Raw genomic sequence first — 20,134 nt, 5'->3', positions numbered from 1 at the left:
ATTTTGAATAAATTATTACTTTTGAAAATTATTTTTTAAGTTAAAATGACTAGAATTAAAAGCAATATTTACATCAACATATTAATATTTACTGCAATAGTATATATTTTAGGACTCATTGTATATTTTGTTGCACCGTATTTTGTACACTCATTATTTTGGGTTATGCCCACCCTTATGTGTTTAATTACGTTGTACATACTTGTAAGCCTAAGGAAATCGAAAAATAAATCTCATCAACACTTTATCAGAAAATTTTTAATACTTACTATGCTTAAGCCGTTTGTTATTCTGTCGCTTATAGGAATATACGCTCTGGCGGTTAGGCAACAAGTTAAGTCGTTTGCAATTGACTTTTTAATAGTTTACTTCATATACCTGTTTTACGAAATATATTGGTTGATGATAATAAGCAAACTCCCTTCAGATAATAATCAGTAAAAAATCATTTCGATATTTGTAATATAAAAATGGACAACTACATAAGAAACAACAGCATAGATAGCAACGGCTTGTACGACCCCGAGACCATTGAAAAGCTATCGTACCACTATAAAGAAATAATACGATTAATAGGCGAACAGCCCGAAAGAGACGGTTTGTTGCTCACACCCGAAAGGACTTCAAAAGCAATAAAATTTCTAACTCACGGCTACGAACTTGACCCCGAAACAATTTTAAAATCGGCACTCTTTGAAGAAGACTACAAACAAATGGTTATAGTTAAAGATATCGAGATATACTCGTTGTGCGAACACCATATGCTGCCTTTTTTCGGAAAAGCTCACGTTGCCTACATTCCTAACGGAAAGATAGTAGGACTTAGTAAAATTCCACGTGTGGTAGATGCTTTGGCTCGCCGATTACAAGTTCAAGAACGACTTACAAGACAAATTAAAGAAGTTATTCACAAAACATTAGACCCACTTGGAGTTGCCGTAGTAATTGAAGCACAACACATGTGCATGAGTATGCGCGGCATTCAAAAACAAAATTCGGTAACCACAACTTCCGACTTTACAGGAGTATTTATGGTAGAAAAAACTCGCTCCGAATTTATTAACCTTATTTCCAACAAACTACACTAAAAACACTAACAGACTTGAGTTACAGAAATCTTTAACATATATTTCAATATTAAGTTACGTTCTTTCTATTATTTTTGTACTTTTGCTCAATTATAAATTTATAATGTCCGATAGTAGTAAAAACATAGTCATAGATATAGGAAACAGCTATACAAAAATAGCTGCGTACCAAAATAATATACTTACCGATTTCAACCTTTTTGAAGATATTAATCTTGAAAAGATAAAATCGTTTTGTAAAAACTACGACAAAGAGTTTTCCTGTATTGTTTCGTATGTTAAAGACTATCCAAAGGCAGTTGCTAAATACCTTAACGATAAATATCACGTTGTTAATTTCAACAGCGACACACCTTTACCAATAAAAATTCAATATAGCAGTCCCGAAACATTAGGATTAGACCGTAGAGCCATTGCCGTTGGTGCGGCTCATCGCTTTCCGGGCAACAACCTGCTCAACATCGATTCGGGTACGGCTCTAAAATACGATTTTATTACAGCCGAAGGCGTATACATTGGCGGAGCAATATCTCCCGGGATTTTAATGCGTTATAAATCATTGCATTATTTTACCGACAAATTACCGTTTATCGAATATATTGGCAATACCGAACTTATTGGAAACTCAACATACAACTCAATTACATCGGGAGTGCTAAACGGAATTTTACGCGAAGTTGAAGGCACTATTAAAAGCTACAGAGAAATGTTCGACGACGTTAAGATTATACTATCGGGCGGAAATTACAGATTTTTCGACAACAATCTTAATTTCAAAACCTTTGTCGCACCAAACATAATATTAGAAGGACTTAACATAATACTCAATTACAATCTTGAAATCAATTAAAACAAACATAATAAGCCCAATATTGTTACTGTCGCTGATGCTATTGTTTTCGTCGACAGTAGAATCGCAAGTATTTACAAGTCCGTATTCCGTTTATGGCATGGGCACATTGTACAAAAACACACATCAGGCAACAATGGCTACCGGTGGAACACCTATTGCTTTAAGCAGTCCGTACTTTATAAACCATATTAATCCGGCAAGTTATACCGCATTCGACTCCAACAGCTTTGTTATCGACGCAGGATTTCACTTACGCAAAGGCAAGTTGTCAAATCAAACTCAATCAAAAAGTTATATGTCGGGTTCCATATCAAATATTAACTTCGGTTTTCCGGTAACAAAATGGTGGAAATTCAGTTTGGGAGTACTGCCGTATTCAGGAATAGGATATAATATTACAGAACAGATAATTACCGAAAATGTAGGTAAAGAAAAACATGTTTACGTCGGCGATGGTGGAATTAGCCAAGCATATTTGGGTAGCGGTTTTAAACTTTTTAAAAATTTATCTATAGGTTTCAACCTGAATTACTACTTCGGCAAAATTGAAAACTCAAAAGCAATAAGTTTTCCCGACTCTGTCGGATATATGAATACGGCTGACAATATCAGCATAGGAGTTTCAAAACTCTTCCCCGAATTCGGTTTGCAATATCGACTAAATCTGAACCGCGATAAGTACGTACAACTAGGTGTAAAATACTCTCCTTCGGTTGATATAAAATCATCATCCGAGCATTTGGTTTACAATTTTTTAGAAAACATTCACGATACTGTATTTTACTCAGTTAGTCAGAAAAAACTTATAAAATTACCCCAAAATATTGGAGCAGGTCTTGCTTTCGGAAGTTCAACACGTTGGTTTGTAACTGCAAACGTACTATATCAAAAATGGTCGGAATTTGTATTCTTAGATAAACCCGAATTACTAAAAAACTCTTACGATTTTTCGGTAGGTGCACAATACAGACCTTCAAAAATTGATGTAGGAAAGTACTTCGACCGCACATACTACCGATTTGGAGCCAACTACGAATTAGGTTACCTTTATGTTAACAATAAAAGAATTAACAAATTTGGCATAAGTTTTGGGGTTGGTTTACCGATGAGGAAGACGAAATCTACAATCAATATTGCTATTGAAGCAGGTGGATTAGGAACAGAAAATAACGGATTGATTAGAGACAGCTACGTAAAATTTACTTTAGGAGCTGCATTGCAAGAAAGATGGTTTATTAAACCAAAATATTTTTAAACGGATAAAAAAACTCGAAAAATAAACATAACGAAAATCAATAAAAATAGTACTCATGAAAATTAGAAAAATAAAAGTAATGACAATCGCGGCAGTTATATTAGCAACTGCACTATCGTCAATTTCAAATTTATCTGCCCAAACCGTAAAAAAATATGGAGAAGACAGTATACAATGTATACAAAACATTTCTCTTTATTCGGAATTTTACAAACAAGGCAATTATAAGGATGCATATCCGTATTGGAGCAAAGTTATAGCCGGCTGTCCTGCAGCTAGCCAAAATAGCTATATTCACGGAGTTAGAATTGTTACTCACAGAATTGGCTTAGCAACTGATATTAACGACAGAAACGCATGGATAGACACACTTATGATGGTGTACGACAAACGTATTGAGCATTTCGGACACGACAGCAGAAGTCGCGAAGGACTTATAAGAGGTCGTCAGGCATTAGACCTTATGAACCTTCGTCCAACCGACACTATGAAAGTTTATGAATATCTTCGCAAATCGGTTGATTTGGAACAACTTAATGTTGACCCTGTCGTCGCTTCCAACTACTTCTTGCACGTTAACGCAATGGTAGCCGGCAACATTTTTCCACCCGACTCGCTACTTAACGCATACGATCAACTTAGCGACATTGCCGAAACTAATATTGCCGAATGCACTAAAAACAATAGCTCCGACTTGGACAATTGGAAAAACATGAAGGCATTGATAGAAAGTGTTTTTGAGCCGTTTGCAACTTGCGAACACCTTATCAGTATATATAGCAAAAAATTCGACCAAGCAATGAATGATACTACTGCTTTAAAGAAAATAACTTTTATGTTAGACAGAAAAAATTGTACCGACAGCGAACTGTTTTTGCTTGCAACCGAACAATTACACAAACTTAAACCAACGCCCACTTCGGCATACCTAATGGGTAAACTTATGATGAGAGAAAAAGATTACGAAAAAGCCGAAGCGTACTTTTTAGAATCAATTAACGGCTTAACACCTGAATTGCAAGAAAATGCTTACGTTAGCTTAGCTGCTATAAAAATTGATACTAAAAACTACTCAAGTGCTCGAAACCACCTTAACAACGCTTTAAAACTTAACCCAAATGCCGGTAAATATTACATAATGATTGGCGATATGTACGCAGCTAGCGCCGCAATGTGTAAAGGCGAAACCGAAATAGACGAAAGAGCCGTTTACTGGGCAGCAGTCGATAAGTACGTTAAAGCTAAAAGCGTTGACCCTGAAGTTACAGAAGAAGCTAACAAAAAGATTTCGCTATACTCGGCATACTTCCCAACCAGAGAAAGATTATTCTTTAACGTAGTAGATGAAGGTAGCAGATACAATGTTGGATGCTGGATAGGTGAAACCACAACAGTTAGAGCTTCTAGATAACTAAACTGACAAATGTCTGCAAATTTTAATAAATCATACGGAATTATGGTTGCTGTTTTGGCAGCAACCATATTTTTTTCGTGTAAAAACGATATAAATACTATTATTAAAATTACAGCACAAGACTCTATTCCCACCATCTCCGTCGATTCTATCCACATCAGAGAAACAAAAAACGGAAAACTGTCAATGGAGTTGTCGGGCGCACAAATGCTTACGTTTCAGTCGGAAACAAACCCTTATACCGAACTCCCCAAAGGCTTTGTTGTTGTTACCTACGATTCGCTTAACAGCAAAGAAACTCAAATTAGAGCCAAATACGGCATAAGCTGGGAAAACCAAAAACTTATGCAAGCCAAAGGCGACGTGCAAATTAATAACTACAAGAAAAATATTCAACTTAATACCGAAAATTTGTTTTGGGACCAAAATAAAGGAACCATATACACCGACGAATTTGTAAAAATTACCGAACCCGACAAAATTATTATGGGTAGAGGTATGAAAGCCGACGACCATCTTAACAAATGGATAATACATAATGTTACCGGCAGCTTTTATATTGATGATAAGTGAAGTTAGCTGTTAGCCATTAGCCGTTAGCCGTTAGCTATTGGCTAAAGGCTAAACTTAGTTAATTGTTAATTGCTAATTGCCACGCAACTCGCAACACGCAACACGTACCACCAACCAATAATTTCTAATTTTGGAAAACAAATTTATTTGAAAAAAGCACTATATTTGTAGGATAAAAGCGAGAATATGAAAAAAATAATTGTTTTTATCTTATTGTTTCTGCCTATTGTATTATTATCTCAAACATTGCAAATACAAGGCATAATTACGGATAGCATTAACAAAAAACCTGTACCTTATTCCACAATCGTTATCAAAAATCATAACGATTCGACAATTACAGGGACGCTGAGTGATGAAAAAGGTGAGTTTGCTTGTTCTTTTAATAAGCCCGACAACTATAAACTAGTTATATCCAACATTGGTTATAAAGAAAAAACCGTATTTTTTGATGATGAAAAAAACTCCAACAAACACGATTTCGGTGTAATTGAGCTTTCGCCGATAATATATCAATTAAGCGAAACGCAAGTAACAGCTAGCAGACCGTACATGCAACAAAAATTCGACAGAAAAGTTTTCAGTGTAGGCAATATACAAGCAAAATCGGCAAGAACAATACTCGATTTGCTAAAAACATTGCCGGGTGTTGTTGTCGATGAAGATGGCTCGGTGTATTTTAAAGGTGCTGAAGCAACTATCTACGTTGATGACCTGCTGATGAAGTACGTTTATCCTAAATTGGAAATGATACCCGTCGATAAAGTAAAAAAAATAGAGTTAATCGACTTAGCAATGAATACCGGCGGAGACGGACGTGGAGGAATTATAAACATATTAATGAAAACCGAAACCGTCGATGGTATAAGCGGCTCTGTTTCTTCTACAATAAACACACAAGATTTTAAGAAAATTTCAAGTACGAAAAATTATCTCAACTTAAACTACAAAATAAAAAGTCTTACATTTTTTATAAATTCTTCTTACGATTACAACTTTAATTATACCAATTCGACCACTCAAAAAGATATAAATAATCAGAACGGACAAAATTTTCAGGAATTTATATCCTACCGTCAAAATATAAACAGACTAAACTACAATAATGCAGGTGTTTATTATAAACCTTCCGACAATACAACTTTATATGCCACATACGGTCTGTATTTCTCAAAACCCGACGGAAACGGCAATACTGCTTTTAGAGAAGAAAAGTCGGCAAACAACTTATTACTGAATAAATACGATAATAACAGCAACTACACCGATAAACAAGATTATAACGGATTTACAATTTCGTTCAAACATAAATTTGATACACTCGATACTTATTTTAAATCGTATGTACACATAAACAGGTATAACGGGTCAAGTAATAATTTTTCGGAATACGATTTTAATCATCTGAACACTCAACAAATCGACAGCGTATATAATTTTAAAAACAACGGTAAGTTTTTCTCTAAAAACATTTATTCAAACTTTTTTTACAATCATTCAATAACCCCAAAAACACGTTTTAACATTTCGTACAATCTGTATTTATCATTACAAGATTCTTCGGCTAACGAACATTATATTTTTGATATAATTTCATTGCCTGAAAGCCAATTTGCCATATATGCTAACCAAAAACACGATTTATCATTTCGCTTCGGGACGGAATTGAAAAAATGGAAACTTGACGGAGGCATTGGTTTAAGTTGTAAAAAAATAAACGGAAAATATTACAGATACAACACAGATAATTCGGATACTATAATCGATTTATCCAAGACTTATTTTCGCATTTTACCTTCATTCACATTTACATATAGCATTAACGAAAAACAAGATATAAAATTAACTTTGTCAAAGACTGCCGAAATGCCGTATTTTAATGATTTGTGCGATTTTATAGATAAGAAAAACATATATTATTGGCAGTCGGGTAATTCTGGTCTTTTACCCACCGATTTTTATTCCGTTTACTTAGGATATAACTACAATACCGAAAAATTAAACGCATCGGTAGAGTGTTTTTACAACTACACCGACAATCATTCCGAAACGGTTTCTATACCTGTAAGCTCACTAATTTATATTTCAAAACCCATGAATGTTGCAATTAAAAAGAATTTTGGCGTTGACCTTGCATTTTGGTACAAAGCGAGACAAAATTTAAGTTTTTCTTTATCGTCAAGTATCTTTAATAATTATTACAACATAAAATCGCTCACCGATTTAGCACAGGAATTTGAACTGCCTTTTGTCAACTACGAGCACAGTCAGTACGGTTATTACATTAAAGGTAACATCGATTACAGAATAAAAAACACTTATTATTTATCTTTCTACGCTCGCTACAATTCAAAGCTGACAACATATAACGGCTATTACAAACCGTGGCTTAATTCATCAGCTTACGTAAGCAGATACTTTTTGAAAAATAAATTATTTGTTTCGTTAGGCGTTTCAAACGTTTTTGACGAAATGATTGGTAGGGGCTCAACTTCCGAGATTTTTGGCGTAAAAACCGATTACCAATATTCTGGTTCGGCATATAAGCGAACATTTTACTTCTCGTTAAGGTATAATATTTTGCACGGTGACAGAGGAACAAGAGACTATAAATGATGAGGCAAATATATCTCATCAAATATTTTAAAAACCTTTTTTTTATAAAATATTATTATATTTGTAGTGTTAAAAACAATCTATTAACAATATTGTTTTAAAATGTTATCCTACAGTAAAATAATGTCTTTGTTTTTAGCAAAAAACAAAACTCTTAAAGCTCTCGATTATGTAGAGAGAGAGAGAGAGAGAGAGAGAGAGAGAGAGAGAGAGTAGTGTTTTAACTATTTCTTTATTCAAACCTCAAATCCTATATCCGTTTTACATAAATTCAAATATACAAGAGCTCAGTTATAATTCAGCTACTTATTGCGGTTCAAAATATAGCGACAACTTTAACACCTTTATCAGTTCTACTAAATTATTATTGCGAAAGTACTTCACACACTCTATATCAACAGTTTATATTAACCCTAATATAAAAATATCATTATGAAACTATTTTTCAAAATAACAATAATTATACTTGTGTTTATTGGTATTACGAACAACTACTGCGAAGCACAGGTTCACGTTAAAACGTATAGCGGAAAAGTTGTTAATAAAGATGGAGTTCCTATTCAAGATGTTAATATTTACAGTCATGAATACAAAATTGGAACTACAACAAATAAAAACGGCGAATTTGAAATCAAAATATCTCCCAACGCAACATTGGAGTTCAGTTGCGTAGCTTTTGAAACTAAGTCTATTCTTCTGAAAGAAGTAAAAGACCACGAAAATTTAATAATAACACTTACTTCTTCTGTTGGAAGCTTGTCTCCCGTTACCGTTACATCAGAAGATTTGAGCAAAATAAATAAAATAAGAAAAGAGTTAAATTTTTACGTTTCCGACTTCAACTTTAGCAACGGACTTATTTATATTTTAGGCACAAAAGCAAACAAAAAAATGTGCTACGTTCTAACTCCTGCGCCAAACTTCGACACCTTGTCGGTACTCAGAGTTAGCAATAAAATGAAAAATACGTTTAAAGATTGTTTCGGCAATATACACCTTTTAAGTAGCGATTCTTCCTACCAATTGGGATTTAAAAACAACGAATTAAAAATTTTATACGGTACGCCGCTTAAAAAATTTAACGAAGTACTGAGAAATGTCCTAATAATCAATAGCGATAATCTTTATACACCATATTACAAAAACTTCGGACAAACTCTTGTATATATTCAACATAATTTGAAAACCAAAGAACTAAAAGCACTGTGCCACGCAACCGACGAAGAAAACTTGGCTATTATCATAAGAGAGCTTGAGGAAAAACATTTGGACGAAGTCTTTAACAGACAAATTCAGTATATACAAGAAGAAGAATATGTTGCATTAACCAATAGTGACATTGCTGCAGCGGAAGTTAGTAAAAAAATTGCATCGAAGCTAAAATACGACTACTTAAAAGAATATAATAATATGTTCAGTGAGTCTATGATGGGCAAACTCTTCAAAAAACAATATGTTAAAAAGAACCTAAACCCTATTTTCGAAATCAATGGTAAAATTTATTTCATTTCAACGTTACTAAATGAAATACAGGTATTTAATCACAAGGGAAAATTAATTAAAAGCCACAAAACCGATTTGGTTCAACAAGGCAATAAAAACTTTGAAATACTTTTTGATGAAGAAAACAACAATGTTTATTCAACACATATTGACAGAAACGGCATTTTAAGTGTGTATTCCGTTAATGTTGAAACAGGTAAGGTAAATTTTGTAAGAAGAATTGACGAGTTTGTATTTCCCACAAAAGTTATTGTAAATAACGGAAAATTGTACGCACTTATAAACGACAATACCGAAAGTCAAGGAAGTACAAAGCAACTGATTTGGGCGGTTTTGGAAGCTACGAATTAATGATAGAACGCTAATAAACAGCTAACATATTTAAGGATATTAGAGTGAAAAACGAAGTTTCGAGTTTTGAGTTTCGAGTCAGGAGTTTTGAAACTCGGAACTCAGAACTCATAACTCAGAACTCCTGACTCAGAACTAACCCGCAACATCCCGAAACTTCAGAACTAACCCGCACCACGCAACCCGCAACCCGCACCACGCAACCCGTAACCCGCAACCCGCACCACGTCCCGAAACTTCGGGATAACCCGTAACACCAAAATAAATATTAACAAAAATATGCCTAATAGAAAAAAAGTATTACATTTGCAAAAAAAAGGTTTCGTGGCCGAGTGGCTAGGCAGCGGTCTGCAAAACCGTTTACAGCGGTTCGAATCCGCTCGAAACCTCTAAAGCAACGGTGATAAGCCGTTGCTTTACTTGTTTAAATATGTAAAATTAATACTCAAATAACGAATATTTTTATACATTTGCAAAAACAAAATATATAACAAATACATAAATTATTTGTAATGCGAAAAGAAGTAAAAATATTTTCGGGCAGAGCAACTAAATATCTTGCAGAAGATATAGCTGCAGCATACGGACAAGAATTGGGCAAAGCCCAAGTTACCGTATTTAGCGACGGCGAATTTAGCGTCTCATTTGAAGAAAACCTTCGTGGTGTTGATACATACCTTGTACAAAGCACCTTCCCACCTGCAGAAAACATGCTAGAGCTACTGCTGATGATAGATGCCGCACGCAGAGCATCGGCAAGACAAATTACGGCAGTTATACCCTACTTCGGTTTCGCAAGGCAGGATAGAAAAGACAAACCCCGAGTGCCAATATCGGCAAAATTATTAGCCAACTTGTTATCGGCTTCGGGAGTTAACAGAATAATAACCATAGACTTACATGCTGACCAAATACAGGGCTTTTTCGACCTACCAGTCGACCACTTGTATGCTTCGTCAATATTTTTACCATATATAAAATCGTTAAATCTACCTAACATGGTGTTTGCTTCGCCTGATACAGGCGGAACAAGAAGAGCAGCATCGTACGCTAAAGCCTTCAATATTCCTTTTGTAATTTGCTATAAACAAAGAACAAAGGCTAATCAAATTGAAAACATGGAACTTATTGGTGATGTTAATGGTAAAGACGTAATACTATTAGACGACATAATAGATACAGCCGGAACTATAACAAGAGCCGCCGATTTGATTATGAAAAAAGGAGCAAACAGTGTGAGAGGATTTTGTACACACCCAATATTATCGGGCGATGCATACGAAAGAATTGAAAATTCGGCTTTTACACAAGTAGTTGTAACCGACACCATTCCGCTTGCAAAAAAATCGGACAAAATTACGGTATTAAGCACGGCACCACTACTTGCCGAAGTTATTAAACGAGCACATAATTACGAATCAATTTCATCAATATTTAAAATTAAATAACACTAAACAAACACAAACAATGAAAAGAACATCTATGAGCGGTTTGCTAAGAGCAAACGTAGGGAAAAAAGATGCCAAACAACAACGCAAAGAAGGTAGAATACCTTGCGTAGTGTATGGAGGTAAAGAAGAATTGCACATCACACTCAGCGAAAAAGATTTGACGAAAATTGTATTTTCGGCATATCCATACTTAGTTGATTTAGATGTAGAAGGCAAAAAATTACAAGCTATTATCCAGGAGGTTCAGTACCACCCTGTTACCGATAATATCTTGCACGTCGATTTTTTAGAATGCTTTGCAGATAAACCTATTAAAGTTAGCGTTCCTGTGAGCCTTACCGGAAACTCACCCGGAGTATTAAAAGGTGGAAAACTAAAAAAATCATTCCGCAAACTATTGGTAAAAGGTTTAATTAATGACATACCGGAAGTTATCACCATTGATATTTCAAAACTAAACATAAACGACTCGATAAGAGTATCGGAAGTTAAAGTTGATAACTTAGAATTGCTTGATAAAAAATCGGCACAAGTTGTTTCGGTGAGCGTAACTAGAGTTGTGGAAGAAACACCTGAAGGAGCAGAAGGTGAAGACGAAGCTGAAAGCGAAGGAGGAGATGCACCAGCCGAAGAACATAAAGAATAATAAAAAATTTATTGAGAAAATATTGTCAATTAGAATAATTTTGTATTTTAGCAGTCAATTTGAGTGAAATAGGAGAGATGGCCGAGTGGTTGAAGGCGCACGCCTGGAAAGTGTGTATATGCCGAAAGCGTATCATGGGTTCGAATCCCATTCTCTCCGCCTCTCGCTACAAATTCAAAAAATGAAACAAAACTAAAACAAATAAAAATAAAATTAAATCAAACAAAGTAAAATAAATTAACAAATCAATTTAACATTCAACTTATGAAAAAAGTAATCGCTTTTCTGTCTTTAGCATTAATGCTAAACATCGGTATGACAAACATTTCATTTGCTCAGGAAGCTACCGAAGCTCCCGACACAACAGCAACCGAGGCTGTTGCAGCTGAGCAACAAGTAACAGACGCAACTGCAGATCCGTTGGCACCACCAGTAAAAAATGAATCATTTCACCAAATGTTAAAAAACAGATTTATTGAAGGTGGACCTACATTTATGACACCAATCCTTTTATGTTTAATATTTGGTTTGGCACTGTGTATCGAACGTATTATTTATCTTAATCTTGCTGACGTTAACCCCGACAAATTATTGGTTAATGTTGAAAAAAGAATTCAAGAAAATGGTATCACCGATGCAAAAGAACTATGTAGAGATTCACGCGGACCTGTTGCTTCTATCATGTTCCAAGGTCTAGACCGCTACAACGAAGGTTTAGAAAACGTTGAAAAAGCAATCGTTTCTTACGGTGGAGTTCAAATAGCTAAATTGGAAAAGAACTTATCTTGGATTGGATTGTTTATCGCAATTTCGCCAAGTTTGGGTTTCTTGGGAACAGTTGTTGGTATGGTTCAAGCTTTCGACGCTATTGAAATTGCCGGCGATATTTCGCCTACAATTGTAGCAGGAGGTATGAAAATTGCTCTTATTACCACAGTGTTCGGTCTTATTGTTGCTATCATCCTACAAGTTTTCTACAACTATATTATATCCAAAATTGATAGTATAGTTGCAGATATGGAAGACGCATCAATCACATTTATGGACATTTTAGTAAGAAACAAAAACGCTAAAAACTAATAGACTATGGCAGATATATTTATTAATATTGGCTTGTACATAGCATATATAGCTTTAGTTGCTGCTATTGTCCTATTATTGGTTTTCGCCGTAAAAGGTATAATTACCAATACTAAAGGCTCAAGACCTGCGCTAATTGGAGTAGGAATAATGTTAGCTATTGTTATTATTGCATATGTATTTTCGCCTGCAGAATCAGGAGATTTTTACGACAAATATGGTGTCTCTCCGCAACAAGTTAAAATAATAAGTGCCGGATTAATCACCACGTACATTATTGGTGTGGCACTATTAGTATTAACATTGGTTAGTGCAACTGTAAAATTATTTAAAAAATAAGAAAGGAATAACAAATGTCAAACAAACGAAAAACACCAGGTTTAAATACGGGGTCAATGTCGGATATAACATTCCTTTTGCTTACTTTCTTCCTTATTACATCTAGTATTGACACGGATACCGGTATTATGAGAAGGCTTCCCCCTCCATTAGACCCGAACAATCCGCCGCCAGACATGGATATTAAGGAAAGAAACGTTCTGAAAGTTTTTATCAATAAGAACGACTTATTGCTTGTACAAAATCAAGTAATGACCGTTAGAGACTTGAAAGAAACCGCCAAGCAATTTTTAAGTAATCCTACCGATAGAAGTGATTTTCCCGAAAAAGTTGAGGAAGAAATCCCTGGGTTGGGTACTGTAAAAGTATCAAAAGGTGTAATATCGCTTAAAAATGACCGCGGTACTTCATACGATGCCTACATTCAAGTACAAAATGAATTAACGGCAGCGATAAATGAACTCAGAGACGACCTATCTAAAAGAATGTACGGTGTTAAGTACGCCGATCTTACAAACGAAACGTATATAAATGCTATAAGTAAAGCTATTCCGGTAGCTATTTCCGAAGCTGAACCTGAAAATATAGGAGATTAATTATGTCAAAATTTAAAGATAAAGAAGAAAGATCAGTTCCCGAACTGAACATGGCATCGATGTCAGACATTATTTTTATGCTGCTGTTTTTTTTCATGGTTATTACAACAATGCGTGAAGTATCTCTTATAGTTAGAGTTACTCCACCGCAAGCAACTGAAGTTCAGAAACTTGAAAGAAAATCGTTGGTAAGCTTCATATATGTTGGAAAACCTGTCAGAACCCAACTTGGTACTGAATCTAGGATACAGCTAAATGATGCTTTTGCTACTGTTGGCGACATAAGTTCGTTTATTGTAGCCGAACGCCAAGCAAGACCTGAATCAGACCGTCCGTTACTTACTACATCGCTTAAAGTTGACGCTAGTACAAAAATGGGTATAGTAACTGATATAAAACAGGAGCTTAGAAAGGTCGGAGCATTTAAAATTACGTACTCTACTAGAAAAAAAGGAAAATCGGCTAATAGCTAGATGCTCCTTTTGTTTTAACTAATTAACAAAACCTGTTTCGGTTGCAGATATTGATTGCTGAAACAGGTTTTTGTCATTATGAGATAGTTAGGAGTTAGGAGTTGGGAGTTAGGAGTTAGGAGTTTGTAAACTCAGAACTCAGAACTCTCCCGAAACTTCGGGACAGAACTCAGAACTCAGAACTCAGAACTCGATACTCGATACTCAGAACTCAAAACTAAGAACTAACCCGTAACATCCCGAAACTTCGGGACAACACGTAACACAACAATCAATTTAAACGTCAAATAAAAAATACATCATGAAAAAATCAATTCCCTTAATCATTATCAGCTTACTAATACTCATTTTTGCCGGTTGTAACAACAATAACCATCAAGCAGAAAAAGTAGAAGTAGATATTACATTATTCGATAACATTTCAGACCCTAATGTATCATGTTACCGTATTCCGGCTATAGATTGTCTTCCGAATGGACTTCTCATAGCTGTTTGCGACCAACGCGTTGAAAGCTGCGGCGACTTGAGACATTGCAAAGACATTAATTTGGTTATCAGAAAAAGCCACGATAACGGTCAAACATGGACAGAAATGGAAACCTTAGTCGATTACGAATACGGAACATCTGCCTCCGACCCAAGTATTATTATTGATAAAGTAAACAATGTGGTATTTGTTTTTTATAACTACATGGATTTGATAAATTATCCCAATAAATACCGATTTATGTACGTGAAAAGCACAGATAATTGCCAAACATGGTCGGAACCTGTTGATGTTACAGACCAACTAAGTTGGGTAGGCTGGAATTACCACTTTAAATTTGTAACTTCCGGAAGAGGCATTCAGTGCAAAGATGGAACACTGATGCACACAATAGTTAATCTTAATACGGGTTTGTTCTTGTTTGGCAGCTACGATTTCGGAGAAAATTGGGAACTTATAAGCAGCGCAATTTTACCCGGCGACGAATCGAAAGTGGCTGAACTTAACGACGGAACTCTACTGATAAACAGTCGTATAAATAACGCAGGATACCGTTATATACATACCTCAACAAATAAAGGCAGAACATGGACTTCGGTAGCCGATACTGCACTAACCGACCCAGGTTGCAACGCCGCATTCTTTAACTATGCTTCATTTTATAAAAATGAATTCCCCGACGTGCTTGTATTTGTCAACGCTAACTCCAAAAATAATAGAAAAAACTTGACGCTGAAAACCAGCTATGATAAGGGTGAGACTTGGAATGAAGAAAAAACTATATACGAAGGCTCGGCAGCGTACTCATCGGCAACAGTCCTTAAAAACGGTAATTTAGGAATATTATACGAAAAAGACGATTATACAAAGATTCAATTCGTAACTATTAATAAAGATTTTTATTCAAAATAGTGGTAAGCTCTGCACAAGTGAGAATTTGCAAGTAATAAAGTAGCTGTTAGCTGTTAGCTATTGGCTGTTGGCTATTAGCCATTGGCTATTAGCTTTTGTGTCCCAAAATATGGAATTGTGACAAAATTTAGCTTTATAGTTTCTATTCTTTTTTATATGTTCTTTTGTCTTGACACAAAAGAACCAAAAAGTCAAGGCTGACATTTCTTTTCTGAATTACGTTCTCATAAATCCTAAGTTCGTGCGGGTGATTTCCGAGCAAGCTCGGAACTTCCCGTTCTCACTAAGGATTTATTTCGAACTACATTCAGAAGAAATGTATGCCATCCTTTAAAAGCTAAATTTTCGGCTATTGCTGTTCCTTAATGTGACACGTCATCAAAACGAAAAGAGTAAAGTCTATTAATTGCAAAATAGTTAAACAAAATCGCAGACACTCAGTCAGTAATTAATAATTGATAATTATTCATTGTTAATTATTAATTGCAAAAAAAACACAACTCGCAACTCGCAACCCGCAACTCCAACTTCAAGATTTTATCTAATAGTACTGAAACTAAATATACCTACGATGAACAAAGTCTTTAAGCAAGTGTGCCGTTTCAATATTTTCGCTCCAGTGGGGCTTACGCATTGAATCGAGTATCCACATTGCCTCGTCGTAATTTACGGCTCTTTCTAATCTTTTTATCGCTTCGTCGTAGGCTTGCTCGTTTCCTTCGAACAAATCGGCTATAAATGTAAATTTTTCGTTCAAGTTAATAGCCTCCGACAAATTGGAGATAGGATTAAGTTTGGGTCGGAATGAGTATTGTTGCTCGTTTATATCTTTTATTGTGTCATTAATTGAGACTTCATTATTAGTAAAGGTTTCTCCTATCGTCAGATTCTCATTATGCATATTTGACTCATTATTATTTTTTGGCTTAATATCAGTAGTTTCCGCAAAATTTGATGCTCTGCCCTGCTCTTGGTCTTGAGTAGCAATATGTTCGGCGTTATTTTGCAAATACTTTTTTTCGCTGTCCGAACGTGTAGTATCTCGTTTTTCCACAATTTCGTAATTATCTATATCAACGCCTGCGGCAGAAAATAAATTTTCGCCGGCAAATTTTTCTTCTATCTCTGAATTAATATCGTGGTCGCTTTCAACTTCCTGTTCATAATCAATAGGCTCATCGTAATTATAAGAATTTTCATCAGAAATATCTGTATCGTCAGTATATTCACTAACATTGTTCGTCTCTTCAACAAAATTACTATCCGACTTAATAACCGAATCGGCTATGTTGCCGTTGGGGGCAATATTCGCTAAATTTTTGCTGTCATAATCTCGGTACAAGTGATAACTTATTTGTTTAAAAGTCAGATAAAGTTGCTTAATATCATCTTGCATAATATCTATTTCCATAACGGCGGTTTCATCATTCAAAACATCTAAGTTATTATACCTTTCGACAACGCTCCTTATAATGCTGTCGCCCTTTTGGAGTAAAGATTTCAATTCGGTATTCATAAATTTTAACTAAAAATTAAACTTAAAAGAAACAATTTGTGAATAATACACTAAATTTGCATAAAAATAATAAATCCTTATAATTAATTCATGTTTATTGAAAAATCAAATAATACTGACCCCAAAAAGGGATGGATAGAAGTGATTGCCGGGTCAATGTTTTCGGGCAAGACGGAAGAATTGCTCAGGCGTTTGAAAAGAGCAAAAATTGCACGTCAGAGAATAGAAATTTTTAAACCCGCAGTTGATACTCGCTACGAAGAAGACAGTGTGGTATCGCACGACCAAAACAGTATTAAATCAATACCTATAAGTAATTCGGCGCAAATATTGTTTTACGTTGATGATGTAGATGTTGTTGGTATTGACGAAGCTCAATTTTTTGATAGCGACCTGCCGGTAATATGCAAACAAATTGCCGATAGCGGAAAAAGAGTTATTATTGCAGGTTTAGACATGGATTTTATGGGAAAACCTTTTGGTCCTATGCCCACACTTATGGCTCAAGCCGAGTTTGTTACCAAAGTTCAGGCAATATGTGTGCGTTGCGGAGACATCGCTCTTCATTCATATAGAAAAATTAGTAACGATAAACTTGTTGTATTAGGCGAAAAAGAATCGTACGAACCATTGTGTAGAAGCTGTTACAACAAGGCTATTCAAAGTAAACATTAAAAATATTAACATATGAAAAAAGTAATTTTATTAGTCGCATCATTGCTCATAATAGCAGTAAGCTGTAAAAAAGATGAACAAAAAAGCAAAGTTAGAATTGACACCGAATACGGTTCAATAATTATTCAATTATACGACAGCACAATTGTGCATAAACAAAACTTTATCGAGATGATTGAAGCCGGCGTCTACGACGATGCTACATTCCACAGAATTATTGAAAAATTTATGATTCAGGGCGGAGAACTCGAAAACAACAAAAATTTTACCGATCAGCAAGTAATCGATTCACTTGAAAACAAAACCGTACCGTTTGAAGTTTACCCCACGTACATCCATAAACGCGGAGCGCTTGCCGCTGCTCGTATGCCCGACGAAATTAACCCCACGAAAGCCTCATCGGCTACGCAGTTTTACATAGTTCAGGGCACAAAATATACTAATAATCAGCTTACCGATATGGAATTGCAATACGAAAGATATACCAAACAAAATATCTTTACAGCGCTTATTAATGAAGAAGGAAGAGAAGAAGACTTGAACATATTTAAAAAGGCTGTCGAAGAAAACAATTTAGATGCAATAAACAAACTTCTCATAAAATACAAAGATGCTATTGAGGTTAGATATATGAAGATGAAACCTTTTAAGCTAAACCAATATCAACGCGACGCATATACAAACATTGGCGGTGCTCCGCATCTTGACGGCGAATATACTGTGTTTGGAGAAGTTATTAGTGGAATGGAAGTTGTTGATAGTATTGCCAAGCAGCCTACCAATAACGCTGACCAGCCTTTGAAAGAAATAAAAATGAAAATTAAAATAATAAATTAGAAAATTTCGCAAACACCAACAAATTAGATACTTTTGCCGCCGAATTGAAATAATTTATAAAGCATAAAAACACAGACAGATGAAGAATTTAACAACCTTAATAATAATTTTAATAACAATACTAAACATGAACACAGCACAAGCTCAGAAAGGGACTAAGGTACTAATAAAAACAACATTGGGCGATATAACAGTTTTACTGTACGATGATACTCCTCAGCATAGAGATAACTTTGTAAAACTTGCCGAACAAGGATTTTACAACGGCTCAATATTTCACCGAGTAATAAAGGAATTTATGGTTCAAGGTGGCGGAGCGCCTGCAGGTCAAGCTGAAGTTGACTACTTAGTGCCTGCCGAGTTTAATTCAAAATATATACACAAAAAAGGAGCATTGGCAGCTGCACGTATGGCAGATTACGTTAATCCGGAACGAAAATCTTCGGGCTCGCAATTTTATATTGTGCAAGGTAAAGTTGTTCCACCCGAACAATTGACGCAATTTGAAGCTTATCACGGTAAACAATACACAGCCGAACAAAAAGAAATATATTCAACCATAGGCGGAACGCCACATTTAGACTATAACTATACAGTTTTTGGAGAAGTTATTAGCGGACTTGATGTAGTTGACAAAATCGCTGCAGTTAAGACTTTACGTGGAGATAAACCCGAAAATGATATAAAAATGACCGTGTCGATTATAAAATAATTATAACAAACGACATATGGCTACACAGTGCAAACTCACGTTTTGCACAAAGCAATTAAAACACTGACATATGAAAAACTTAATCGAAAAAATATCAAAAGAAGTAAACGAATTTCAAATCAATAATGCCGACGATCTAGAGCGCTTTCGTTTGGAGTTTTTAGGCAAAAAAGGTTCTGTTACTCTTATTTTTGAAGATTTTAAAAACTTATCTAAGGACGATAAAAAAGAATACGGACAGGTTATTAATTTACTGAAAAAGACGGCTCAGCAAAAATATGATGCCAACAAAAACTTGTCATCAGGTGTTAAAAAACAAGTTGCAAATCTCGATTTGAGCATGCCTTCGCTAAACACCCATAATGGTTCGCAACATCCATTATCGATTGTGAAAGACCGTATTATTGAAATTTTTTCGCACATAGGCTTTACCGTAGAAGAAGGTCCTGAAATAGAAGACGATTGGCACGTGTTTACAGCTCTTAACTTCCCAAAGGAGCACCCTGCCAGAGATATGCAAGATACTTTTTTCATAGACGGCAATCCCGATACCGTTCTACGCACTCATACGTCGAGTGTACAGGTTAGAGTTATGGAAAAAGGCAATCTGCCTATTAGAGCTATTTTTCCTGGCAGAGTTTACCGAAACGAAGCAATATCAATGCGAGCACACTGCTTTTTCCATCAAGTTGAAGGATTATACATCGACAAAAATGTTTCATTTGCCGACCTAAAGCAAACACTTTTGTACTTTGCA

20 protein-coding genes and 2 tRNA genes are annotated in these 20,134 nt (G+C 35.3%); 21 read left to right on the top strand and 1 reads right to left on the bottom strand.

The genetic code is table 11. The features are described from left to right. Positions 1-45: 45 nt before the first annotated feature. The 17 genes from PHP31_06025 (at position 46) to PHP31_05945 (ending at position 15,637) form a co-directional block, all read left to right on the top strand. Positions 46-441, top strand: a complete 396-nt coding sequence (locus PHP31_06025) for a hypothetical protein (GenBank protein MDD3738832.1) — start codon at positions 46-48, stop codon at positions 439-441. Positions 442-470: 29 nt separating this feature from the next. Beyond that, on the top strand, positions 471-1,088 hold the full coding sequence (gene folE, locus PHP31_06020) for a GTP cyclohydrolase I FolE (protein MDD3738831.1): 618 nt from the start codon (positions 471-473) through the stop codon (positions 1,086-1,088). Between the two features lie 103 nt (positions 1,089-1,191). After that, the gene (locus PHP31_06015) at positions 1,192-1,938 is read left to right on the top strand and encodes a type III pantothenate kinase (GenBank protein ID MDD3738830.1); all 747 of its coding nucleotides are present in this window, start codon (positions 1,192-1,194) and stop codon (positions 1,936-1,938) included. Continuing rightward, entirely contained in the window at positions 1,925-3,196 is a 1,272-nt protein-coding gene (locus tag PHP31_06010) for a hypothetical protein (GenBank protein MDD3738829.1), read from the top strand. Before PHP31_06015 ends, PHP31_06010 begins: the two co-directional genes overlap by 14 nt. Before the next feature lie 55 nt (positions 3,197-3,251). Continuing rightward, on the top strand, positions 3,252-4,607 hold the full coding sequence (locus PHP31_06005) for a hypothetical protein (protein ID MDD3738828.1): 1,356 nt from the start codon (positions 3,252-3,254) through the stop codon (positions 4,605-4,607). Positions 4,608-4,619: 12 nt separating this feature from the next. Continuing rightward, a complete protein-coding gene (gene lptC, locus PHP31_06000; GenBank protein MDD3738827.1) occupies positions 4,620-5,183 on the top strand; it encodes an LPS export ABC transporter periplasmic protein LptC in 564 nt (187 codons plus the stop codon). A 186-nt stretch (positions 5,184-5,369) separates the two neighbouring features. Next, positions 5,370-7,799: a TonB-dependent receptor gene (locus tag PHP31_05995; protein ID MDD3738826.1), complete on the top strand. Its 2,430-nt coding sequence runs from the start codon at positions 5,370-5,372 to the stop codon at positions 7,797-7,799. 432 nt (positions 7,800-8,231) lie between these two features. After that, on the top strand, positions 8,232-9,653 hold the full coding sequence (locus PHP31_05990) for a carboxypeptidase-like regulatory domain-containing protein (protein ID MDD3738825.1): 1,422 nt from the start codon (positions 8,232-8,234) through the stop codon (positions 9,651-9,653). A gap of 318 nt (positions 9,654-9,971) precedes the next feature. After that, positions 9,972-10,042: transfer RNA gene (locus tag PHP31_05985), tRNA-Cys, on the top strand. Between the two features lie 123 nt (positions 10,043-10,165). Further along, entirely contained in the window at positions 10,166-11,101 is a 936-nt protein-coding gene (locus PHP31_05980; protein MDD3738824.1) for a ribose-phosphate pyrophosphokinase, read from the top strand. Between the two features lie 19 nt (positions 11,102-11,120). Beyond that, positions 11,121-11,750: a 50S ribosomal protein L25 gene (locus tag PHP31_05975; GenBank protein ID MDD3738823.1), complete on the top strand. Its 630-nt coding sequence runs from the start codon at positions 11,121-11,123 to the stop codon at positions 11,748-11,750. A 71-nt stretch (positions 11,751-11,821) separates the two neighbouring features. After that, positions 11,822-11,909: transfer RNA gene (locus tag PHP31_05970), tRNA-Ser, on the top strand. Positions 11,910-12,014: 105 nt separating this feature from the next. Beyond that, on the top strand, positions 12,015-12,830 hold the full coding sequence (locus PHP31_05965) for a MotA/TolQ/ExbB proton channel family protein (GenBank protein ID MDD3738822.1): 816 nt from the start codon (positions 12,015-12,017) through the stop codon (positions 12,828-12,830). A gap of 6 nt (positions 12,831-12,836) precedes the next feature. Continuing rightward, positions 12,837-13,169, top strand: coding sequence for a hypothetical protein (locus PHP31_05960; protein ID MDD3738821.1), 333 nt, complete (start codon positions 12,837-12,839; stop codon positions 13,167-13,169). A gap of 14 nt (positions 13,170-13,183) precedes the next feature. Next, the gene (locus PHP31_05955) at positions 13,184-13,765 is read left to right on the top strand and encodes a biopolymer transporter ExbD (protein MDD3738820.1); all 582 of its coding nucleotides are present in this window, start codon (positions 13,184-13,186) and stop codon (positions 13,763-13,765) included. A gap of 2 nt (positions 13,766-13,767) precedes the next feature. Continuing rightward, positions 13,768-14,238, top strand: a complete 471-nt coding sequence (locus PHP31_05950; GenBank protein ID MDD3738819.1) for a biopolymer transporter ExbD — start codon at positions 13,768-13,770, stop codon at positions 14,236-14,238. Between the two features lie 301 nt (positions 14,239-14,539). Further along, a complete protein-coding gene (locus PHP31_05945) occupies positions 14,540-15,637 on the top strand; it encodes a sialidase family protein (protein ID MDD3738818.1) in 1,098 nt (365 codons plus the stop codon). A 556-nt stretch (positions 15,638-16,193) separates the two neighbouring features. Here the strand turns inward: PHP31_05945 and PHP31_05940 are convergent. Beyond that, positions 16,194-17,153 (bottom strand): hypothetical protein, encoded by a 960-nt coding sequence (locus PHP31_05940; GenBank protein MDD3738817.1) that lies wholly within the window; start codon positions 17,151-17,153, stop codon positions 16,194-16,196. A 90-nt stretch (positions 17,154-17,243) separates the two neighbouring features. Between PHP31_05940 and PHP31_05935 the strand changes: the two genes are divergently transcribed. The 4 genes from PHP31_05935 to PHP31_05920 all read left to right on the top strand — a co-directional run. Continuing rightward, positions 17,244-17,828: a thymidine kinase gene (locus tag PHP31_05935; protein MDD3738816.1), complete on the top strand. Its 585-nt coding sequence runs from the start codon at positions 17,244-17,246 to the stop codon at positions 17,826-17,828. Positions 17,829-17,840: 12 nt separating this feature from the next. Beyond that, positions 17,841-18,665 (top strand): peptidylprolyl isomerase, encoded by an 825-nt coding sequence (locus PHP31_05930; protein MDD3738815.1) that lies wholly within the window; start codon positions 17,841-17,843, stop codon positions 18,663-18,665. A 127-nt stretch (positions 18,666-18,792) separates the two neighbouring features. Then, on the top strand, positions 18,793-19,377 hold the full coding sequence (locus PHP31_05925) for a peptidylprolyl isomerase (GenBank protein ID MDD3738814.1): 585 nt from the start codon (positions 18,793-18,795) through the stop codon (positions 19,375-19,377). Between the two features lie 70 nt (positions 19,378-19,447). Next, on the top strand, positions 19,448-20,134 hold a 687-nt coding region (locus tag PHP31_05920), incomplete at its 3' end, for a phenylalanine--tRNA ligase subunit alpha (protein ID MDD3738813.1).

The sequence above is a fragment of the Lentimicrobiaceae bacterium genome, from assembly GCA_028697555.1.
Lineage (GTDB): Bacteria > Bacteroidota > Bacteroidia > Bacteroidales > UBA4417 > UBA4417.
Note: the sequence above shows the minus strand (reverse complement) of the source record. Positions and strands in the feature narration are given on the sequence as shown.

Excerpts from the sequence above, each read along its gene's own strand:
- PHP31_06025 (MDD3738832.1), top strand. The coding sequence starts at position 46 with ATGACTAGAATTAAAAGCAATATTTACATCAACATATTAATATTTACT.
- folE (MDD3738831.1), top strand. The coding sequence starts at position 471 with ATGGACAACTACATAAGAAACAACAGCATAGATAGCAACGGCTTGTAC.
- PHP31_06015 (MDD3738830.1), top strand. The coding sequence starts at position 1,192 with ATGTCCGATAGTAGTAAAAACATAGTCATAGATATAGGAAACAGCTAT.
- PHP31_06005 (MDD3738828.1), top strand. The coding sequence starts at position 3,252 with ATGAAAATTAGAAAAATAAAAGTAATGACAATCGCGGCAGTTATATTA.
- lptC (MDD3738827.1), top strand. The coding sequence starts at position 4,620 with ATGTCTGCAAATTTTAATAAATCATACGGAATTATGGTTGCTGTTTTG.
- PHP31_05995 (MDD3738826.1), top strand. The coding sequence starts at position 5,370 with ATGAAAAAAATAATTGTTTTTATCTTATTGTTTCTGCCTATTGTATTA.
- PHP31_05990 (MDD3738825.1), top strand. The coding sequence starts at position 8,232 with ATGAAACTATTTTTCAAAATAACAATAATTATACTTGTGTTTATTGGT.
- PHP31_05980 (MDD3738824.1), top strand. The coding sequence starts at position 10,166 with ATGCGAAAAGAAGTAAAAATATTTTCGGGCAGAGCAACTAAATATCTT.
- PHP31_05975 (MDD3738823.1), top strand. The coding sequence starts at position 11,121 with ATGAAAAGAACATCTATGAGCGGTTTGCTAAGAGCAAACGTAGGGAAA.
- PHP31_05965 (MDD3738822.1), top strand. The coding sequence starts at position 12,015 with ATGAAAAAAGTAATCGCTTTTCTGTCTTTAGCATTAATGCTAAACATC.
- PHP31_05960 (MDD3738821.1), top strand. The coding sequence starts at position 12,837 with ATGGCAGATATATTTATTAATATTGGCTTGTACATAGCATATATAGCT.
- PHP31_05955 (MDD3738820.1), top strand. The coding sequence starts at position 13,184 with ATGTCAAACAAACGAAAAACACCAGGTTTAAATACGGGGTCAATGTCG.
- PHP31_05950 (MDD3738819.1), top strand. The coding sequence starts at position 13,768 with ATGTCAAAATTTAAAGATAAAGAAGAAAGATCAGTTCCCGAACTGAAC.
- PHP31_05945 (MDD3738818.1), top strand. The coding sequence starts at position 14,540 with ATGAAAAAATCAATTCCCTTAATCATTATCAGCTTACTAATACTCATT.
- PHP31_05940 (MDD3738817.1), bottom strand. The coding sequence starts at position 17,153 with ATGAATACCGAATTGAAATCTTTACTCCAAAAGGGCGACAGCATTATA.
- PHP31_05935 (MDD3738816.1), top strand. The coding sequence starts at position 17,244 with ATGTTTATTGAAAAATCAAATAATACTGACCCCAAAAAGGGATGGATA.
- PHP31_05930 (MDD3738815.1), top strand. The coding sequence starts at position 17,841 with ATGAAAAAAGTAATTTTATTAGTCGCATCATTGCTCATAATAGCAGTA.
- PHP31_05925 (MDD3738814.1), top strand. The coding sequence starts at position 18,793 with ATGAACACAGCACAAGCTCAGAAAGGGACTAAGGTACTAATAAAAACA.